The organism is Marinobacter sp. UBA5687, assembly GCF_002420325.1.
Lineage (GTDB): Bacteria > Pseudomonadota > Gammaproteobacteria > Pseudomonadales > Oleiphilaceae > Marinobacter > Marinobacter nauticus.
The window spans coordinates 1-6,155 of sequence record NZ_DIHV01000130.1 but is presented as its reverse complement, the minus strand read 5'-3'; the positions used below and the strand labels follow the sequence as shown (position 1 = coordinate 6,155).

Sequence of the window (6,155 nt, the reverse complement as noted above, 5' to 3'; positions counted from 1 at the left end):
CGTCGCATTCTGCTGGGGCCGGCCCGATTCGAGTTTGATCGCTATCAGCCCGGGGCAGACTGGCGGGTCACCACCGACGATGGCCGCGTTGACCTCCGTTTCGTGCCCGCTGGCGCGCGCCGGGAAAAGCTCAACGCCTGGGTTATTGCCTCCAATTTCCGTCAGTTTGTGGGCACTTTCCAGGGTACGGTTGCGGATGAAAGCGGCAAAAAAATCCCCGTAAACGGGTTACGGGGATTGATGGAAGATCACTTTGCCCGGTGGTAAACCGGGCGTAGCCATCACTTTTCGGGCAGGGTGACGTTCAATTCCAGCACGGAGCAGTGGTCATTGCGATCCACCTCCACCTGTACCATGTCGTCGCTGATCTGAACGTACTTGCGGATCACCTGCAACAGCTCCTGCTGCAGCTGGGGCAGGTAGTCCGGCTGTTCACGCTGGCCCCGCTCATGGGCCACGATAATCTGCAGTCGCTCCTTGGCGACACTGGCCGTACTGTTTTTCTTGCTTCTGAAGTAATCGAAAAAACTCATCCCTTAGCCCCCTTTGAACATCCGTGAGAAGAAGCCTTTTTTCTGGGACGTCATGAAACGGTGTTCCCGTTCCTCGCCCAGCAGCCTCGCAACGGCATCTTCATAGGCCTGGCCGGCATCGCTTTGCTCCTCCAGAATGACCGGCAGGCCCTGGTTGGAGGCATTCAGTACGATCTGGCTCTCGGGAATCACGCCAAGCAAGGGAATGGCCAGGATTTCCTCAACATCCTGTACCGACAGCATCTCGCCTTTTTCTACCCGGTCCGGGTTGTAGCGGGTCAGTAGCAGGTGTTCCTTGACTGGGTCCTGCCCCATTTCCGCTCGCCGGGATTTGCTCTGCAGTATGCCCAGGATGCGGTCTGAATCCCGTACCGATGAGACTTCCGGGTTGGTTACGACAATCGCCTCGTCGGCATAGTAGAGCGCCATCAGGGCGCCATGTTCGATGCCGGCCGGGGAGTCGCACACGATGTAGTCGAAGGTTTCGGACAGTTCGTTGATGACCTTCTCCACACCATCTTTGGTGAGAGCTTCCTTCTCGCGGGTCTGGGAGGCAGGCAGGATGTAGAGCGTTTCTACCCGCTTGTCCTTGATCAGGGCCTGGTTGAGAGTCGCTTCGCCCTGAATGACGTTAACGAAGTCGTACACCACCCGGCGTTCGCAGTTCATGATCAGGTCCAGGTTGCGCAGACCCACGTCGAAATCAATCACGACGGTCTTGTGGCCACGCTTTGCCAGACCAGTGCTGATGGAGGCGCTGGTGGTGGTTTTGCCCACGCCGCCTTTTCCTGAGGTAACGACAATGATTCTAGCCAAGGTTCAGTTCCTGTTTCTCGGTGGATTCGTCATGGTTTCAACTGTTGTTATCGGTTGTCACAACATCAGGCCTTGTCCAGTGGCGTCACCACCAGTACATCGTCCCTGAGCTGGATCTGCACAGCGCTTTTCCAGCCAATGTCCTGAAGATCTTCGGAGATTTTATAGTGTCCGGCGATGGACACAAGCTCCGCCTCAAGTGACTGGCAGAACACCCGGGCAGACTCGGCACCGTGAATGCCGGCCAGCGCCCGCCCGCGTAACGGGCCGTATACATGAATATTGCCGGCAGCCAGAACTTCGGCTCCAGCCTGCACCGGCGCAAGGATGATCAGATCGCCTTCCGGCGCGTATACCTGCTGCCCTGATCGAACCGGCTGATTGATGATTTTTGCCGGTGCCGGTTCGTTTGCAGGCTCCGGTGCAGCGGCCGCTTCCGGTTCGGCTTGTGCCGGAGCTTCCTGGGCCGGCTTTTCTTTCAGGCTGCCGCCGGGCAGCAGTGCCAGGGAGGCTCCCCGGGCAAGCCGGCGCTGATCGTCGTTGGCGGCACGTACGCCAATCACATGGATGTTGTGGCGGCGGCAGGTCCCGATCATCCTGAAAAAATCGAGTTCGCTGTCCAGGCCTTCATATTTCTCCAGGCTGATAATCAGCGGGATGTCTTTGAAAAAGCCCGGCGCCTGGCTGATCTTGTCCCGAAGATTGGCTTCAAATTCGTCGTTGTCGAAGTAGTAAAGCTCAAGGGCGGTCAGGGAAACACTGGCACTCTTCAGTTGAAAGCTCTGTTTTGTGTCGGTGGCTGCGGAATCGCTCATGGATGGACCTGTTCTCCGGTGTCTGAGGCATGGGCATCTCCGAGGGCGCGCAGCGGAGGGGCATCGAAACGGATGCCGGACCAGCCCGTGCTGATAAACTGGCGAATGTTACCATGGCTGTCCCCGGCCGGGTCGCCGAGCACCTGCTCGTAGTGTTGGGCGAACAGGCGCAGGGTGTCGGTCTCGCTCAGATTACAGTACTGACCCAGGCCGAAGACCCGGCAGGAGCCAGCGTTTTCGCCAGTCTCGTTGCGAAGCGGGCCGTTGCTGAAACCGGTGGGCCGAAATTCGAAATACTGATTGATCAGTTTCAGGGTGTCGTCGAAATCGGCATGACCGGCCTGCACTGAGGCCAGGTGGATACGAACCGCTTCATTAACATTCATTATTTGTGATCCTGCTTGGGGCCGGTCTGGTAGTTGGCTTTCCATTCTTCGTACGGCATGCCGTAGATTTCTTCCCGGGCGTCCGGATCTGAAATGTCGAACCCCCGCTCTCCCGCTTCGGCCCGATACCATTTGGACAGGCAGTTGCGACAGAAACCCGCCAGATTCATCAGGTCGATGTTCTGGACGTCGTTGTTTTCACGCAGGTGCTGCACCAGGCGCCGGAAGGCGGCGGCTTCGATTTCGGTGCGTTCAGACTCGGGAATCGGGTTACTCATGGGGCCTCGCTGTTGCTTGCCGGGACTATCGGGATTTCCTGACATTCTCGGCATGTTACCGTAAGATACAAGGCTGTATAAACGTACAGATTGTTAACGTGAGCCCGCCCCTATGGCCCAGCGCAAGATCATTCATGTGGACTGCGACTGCTTCTATGCCGCCGTCGAGATGCGTGACGACCCAAGCTTGCGGGATGTTCCGCTGGCAGTGGGTGGCGAGGGCGGCCGTGGTGTGGTGACCACCTGCAACTACCGGGCCCGGGCTTTTGGCGTGCGTTCGGCCATGCCCGGCAGCGAAGCCCGGCGGTTGTGCCCCGGCCTGGTCACGGTACCGCCGGACATGGGCCGTTACCGGGCAGTTTCCCAGCAGGTGATGGCGATACTGCGGGAGATGACCGATCTGGTTGAGCCCTTGTCCCTGGATGAGGCGTTTCTGGATGTGACCGATGTTGACGCGTTCAAGGGCAGTGCCACCTTGATGGCGCGGCACCTGCGGGAGCGGGTGAGCAGGGAAGTCGGCATTACCATTTCCGCCGGCGTGGCCCCCAACAAGTTCCTTGCCAAAATTGCCAGTGACTGGCGCAAGCCCGATGGTCTGTTTGTGATTACGCCGCCGGAGGTGGCCGACTTTGTAAGCGAGCTGCCGGTGGAAAAGCTCTTCGGTGTAGGGCAGGTGACCGCGGCCCGGCTGCACGCCCTGGGTGTGAAAACCTGTGGCGATATGCAGGCGCTGGGTGCCGACGTGTTGATCGAGAAGTTTGGCAAACAGGGCTATCGTTTGTTTGAAATGGCCCATGGCCGGGACAATCGCCCCGTTGTGGTGTCGCGGGTGGCCAAGTCGGTGAGCGTCGAGCGCACCTTTTCCCAGGACCTCCCTGACCGGAGCGCCTGCGATACCGTGATGCCGGCCCTGGTGGCCGACCTCAATCTTCGCCTCTCGCGCAAGGGACAGCACAAGCCGATACACAAGCTGTTCGTGAAAATCCGCTACAGCGATTTTTCCACCCACACACTGGAGCGGGTTCGGGAGTCCGTTACCGAGCCGGCCCTGGTGGATTTCCAGCCACTGCTCGAAGAGCTGATGCCCAAAGACCGCCCGGTTCGCCTGCTGGGAGTGGGAGTCCGGTTCCGCAATGACGATGCTCCGGTCACCCAGTTGCGCCTGTTTGACTGACTTCGGTCCCCGCGGGCATATCCGCCATTTTTTTAGTTTAAAACGGTATGGCTGCCGCTTTGACGTGACAGTGTGTCACCTCTAGCTTTTAGGTGACGCTATCCTGCTGTAAGCGTTGCGGGCCACGCCCGCCCCGAAACAACAATCGCAGGAGAACAAGAATGAACAAAGCTGGCTGTTGTGGCCCCTGGCGCTCCGGTGCGCTGGCGGGCTTGTTGTTATTGTTGCTGTCGGCTCCGGTATCGGCGGAGCTGGGGGATTATGGATTCTGGCGAACCCTGGGTAACCTGGCGTCGCCGCCCGGTGCCGATAATCCGGTGACATCGGATCAGCGCCAGGGTGCCTACCCTTTGTTGGCCAATCCCGATGGCTACGAGAATTTCTCGGCGGGGGCCTACTACCAGTGGCAGACCATCGCACTGGCGCCGGAAACCGGCGCTGTATGCGGTAACGGTTCGGAGTACAAGTTCTTCGTGAACCGGGTGCCGAACACTTCCAATACCGTGGTTTATTTTGAAGGTGGCGGTGCCTGCTGGGATTACGAGAGTTGCAGTGGCCAGACCGGGATCCGGGGAGCTCGTAATCCCGATGGTATCCCGGATGATTACATGTCTCTGTTGAATCCCGGCGCCAGCCTGGTGAGCCCGTTTGTGGTTCGTCTGCATCCCTGGACCCGGGTAAAAACCCAGAACTGGAACATGGTCTACGTACCCTACTGTACGGGGGATATCTATTCCGGTGACCGGGTGGCGGTGTATGAAGATCCTGAAGGCGAGGTGGAACCTCTGATCTGGCATCACAACGGCCTGAGGAATACCCGGGCGGTGATCAGCTGGCTCAAGGACAACCTGCAACGCCCCGGGCAGATGCTGGCGACCGGTTGCAGTGCTGGTGGCATTGGTGGCCTGACCAACTATCACCCAACCCGGCGGGACATGGCGCCGACTCGAAGTTTCCTGATCAACGATTCAGGCCCTGCCTTCAGTGCGCCGGTTGGCGCCGACCCTCAGCAGTATCCTTCGGTGCTGCTACAGAGCTTCATCAGGCAATCCTGGGGGCTGGACCAGCCGGGCGGCCCGCTGGCTTACCTGAAGTCCGGTTTGCCGGCACTGAACCTGAATGACCTCGGCAGCCTGTATCCTGCGCTGGCGACGGCGCTGCCACAGGACCGTATGGGGCATACGCATTTCTGGCGGGACCTGAACTACTCCTCCTATTCCTATGAGCGCTTCTTCCCGGAGATCGAGAATGCGCCGGATCAGGCCACCAAGGAGGCTTTGCTGCATCAGAAGTGGGCCGTGGATACCGAACGGTTGACGCAGACGCTGGCCGGGCTGGATAACTTCGGCTATTACCTGCCCATGTTTCGGGACGTGAATGAAAGTCACTGCACGTCCATTATCGAGTTCGCCAATTCGGATATTCAGGAGTTGGGCCTGGAACTGGGGGATTTCGTCAATAACGTGATGAATGGCAGCGGTGCGGTGATGCAGGCCTCGGAGACCGATACGGTGGCCGATTACAACAAACCGTTCAACCTGTTGTACTGGTCGCTGGATCAGTTGCTCTGATTATTGCCGGCGGACCGGCCCATGGCCTCTACCCGAGCTTCCTGAAGGCGCTCACGCAGGTATTGGTCCCGGGTCAGTCCGCCGGGAATATCATCCATGGCCATCACTTCTTCCACAATTGCCTTTTCCCGGGCCTTGTAGCGTTCGAAGTCCGGCCTGGGTTCCTCCAGCCAGGCCTGCAGTCTGGCTCCGGATTCAGCCCGGTACCGGTCCATGAGTTGCTGTGCGGCGGCTTTTGCTGCCTCCTCATCCGGCTCCAGAATCTGGATCATCGCCAGTTGAATCAACGCGGCTTCCGGAGCACTCACCTGCACAGATCCTTCGTATTCGTTCATACGCTCTTGCAGGGCATCGGCCTGGGCCCGGCGCTTCTGTTCGGGGAGAGATGGGGCGTTGGCAAAGAAATCGTGCAGGTCATCTTCAAATTCAAGCCGCTGGGCGTAAGCCTTGACCTTGGGGTTGTCCAGCAGTGCCTGTTGTTCAGGTGTCAGGGTATCGGAAGAGGGCGGGGGTGCCTCGTCCGGATCTGAAGCGGTATCCGGAGCGTTTCCGGCTGGTGGTAACTCGGGTGGCGGGGTATTG

Annotated in this window: 9 protein-coding genes; 3 read left to right on the top strand and 6 right to left on the bottom strand. The window is 59.0% G+C overall.

The annotated features are described in order from the left end of the window. Positions 1-267, top strand: a 267-nt coding sequence (locus tag B3Y70_RS14635) for a DUF2804 domain-containing protein (protein ID WP_288590000.1), incomplete at its 5' end; no start/stop codon positions are given. Between the two features lie 14 nt (positions 268-281). Here B3Y70_RS14635 and minE read toward each other — a convergent pair. The 5 genes from minE to B3Y70_RS14610 all read right to left on the bottom strand — a co-directional run bounded on the left by minE (position 282) and on the right by B3Y70_RS14610 (position 2,828). Then, positions 282-533, bottom strand: a complete 252-nt coding sequence (gene minE, locus B3Y70_RS14630; RefSeq protein WP_011785800.1) for a cell division topological specificity factor MinE — start codon at positions 531-533, stop codon at positions 282-284. A gap of 3 nt (positions 534-536) precedes the next feature. Next, complete coding sequence (minD, locus tag B3Y70_RS14625) at positions 537-1,349, bottom strand: septum site-determining protein MinD (RefSeq protein ID WP_011785799.1); 813 nt, start codon at positions 1,347-1,349, stop codon at positions 537-539. Between the two features lie 65 nt (positions 1,350-1,414). Then, the gene (gene minC, locus B3Y70_RS14620) at positions 1,415-2,164 is read right to left on the bottom strand and encodes a septum site-determining protein MinC (protein WP_011785798.1); all 750 of its coding nucleotides are present in this window, start codon (positions 2,162-2,164) and stop codon (positions 1,415-1,417) included. Continuing rightward, complete coding sequence (locus tag B3Y70_RS14615) at positions 2,161-2,550, bottom strand: HopJ type III effector protein (protein WP_011785797.1); 390 nt, start codon at positions 2,548-2,550, stop codon at positions 2,161-2,163. The genes minC and B3Y70_RS14615 overlap by 4 nt, the downstream gene beginning before the upstream one ends. After that, the gene (locus tag B3Y70_RS14610; RefSeq protein ID WP_011785796.1) at positions 2,550-2,828 is read right to left on the bottom strand and encodes a DUF1244 domain-containing protein; all 279 of its coding nucleotides are present in this window, start codon (positions 2,826-2,828) and stop codon (positions 2,550-2,552) included. Before B3Y70_RS14610 ends, B3Y70_RS14615 begins: the two co-directional genes overlap by 1 nt. 112 nt (positions 2,829-2,940) lie before the next feature. On the opposite strand from B3Y70_RS14610, the gene dinB reads away from it, so the two are divergent. Continuing rightward, a complete protein-coding gene (gene dinB / locus B3Y70_RS14605) occupies positions 2,941-4,002 on the top strand; it encodes a DNA polymerase IV (RefSeq protein WP_011785795.1) in 1,062 nt (353 codons plus the stop codon). Positions 4,003-4,163: 161 nt separating this feature from the next. After that, on the top strand, positions 4,164-5,573 hold the full coding sequence (locus tag B3Y70_RS14600; RefSeq protein WP_049756884.1) for a pectin acetylesterase-family hydrolase: 1,410 nt from the start codon (positions 4,164-4,166) through the stop codon (positions 5,571-5,573). On the opposite strand, the gene B3Y70_RS14595 is transcribed toward B3Y70_RS14600, so the two are convergent. Beyond that, positions 5,561-6,155: hypothetical protein (locus B3Y70_RS14595; protein WP_288589997.1), on the bottom strand; the 595-nt coding region annotated here is incomplete at its 5' end. The genes B3Y70_RS14600 and B3Y70_RS14595 overlap by 13 nt on opposite strands.

Excerpts from the sequence above, each read along its gene's own strand:
- B3Y70_RS14610 (WP_011785796.1), bottom strand. The coding sequence starts at position 2,828 with ATGAGTAACCCGATTCCCGAGTCTGAACGCACCGAAATCGAAGCCGCC.
- B3Y70_RS14600 (WP_049756884.1), top strand. The coding sequence starts at position 4,164 with ATGAACAAAGCTGGCTGTTGTGGCCCCTGGCGCTCCGGTGCGCTGGCG.
- B3Y70_RS14615 (WP_011785797.1), bottom strand. The coding sequence starts at position 2,550 with ATGAATGTTAATGAAGCGGTTCGTATCCACCTGGCCTCAGTGCAGGCC.
- dinB (WP_011785795.1), top strand. The coding sequence starts at position 2,941 with ATGGCCCAGCGCAAGATCATTCATGTGGACTGCGACTGCTTCTATGCC.
- minE (WP_011785800.1), bottom strand. The coding sequence starts at position 533 with ATGAGTTTTTTCGATTACTTCAGAAGCAAGAAAAACAGTACGGCCAGT.
- minC (WP_011785798.1), bottom strand. The coding sequence starts at position 2,164 with ATGAGCGATTCCGCAGCCACCGACACAAAACAGAGCTTTCAACTGAAG.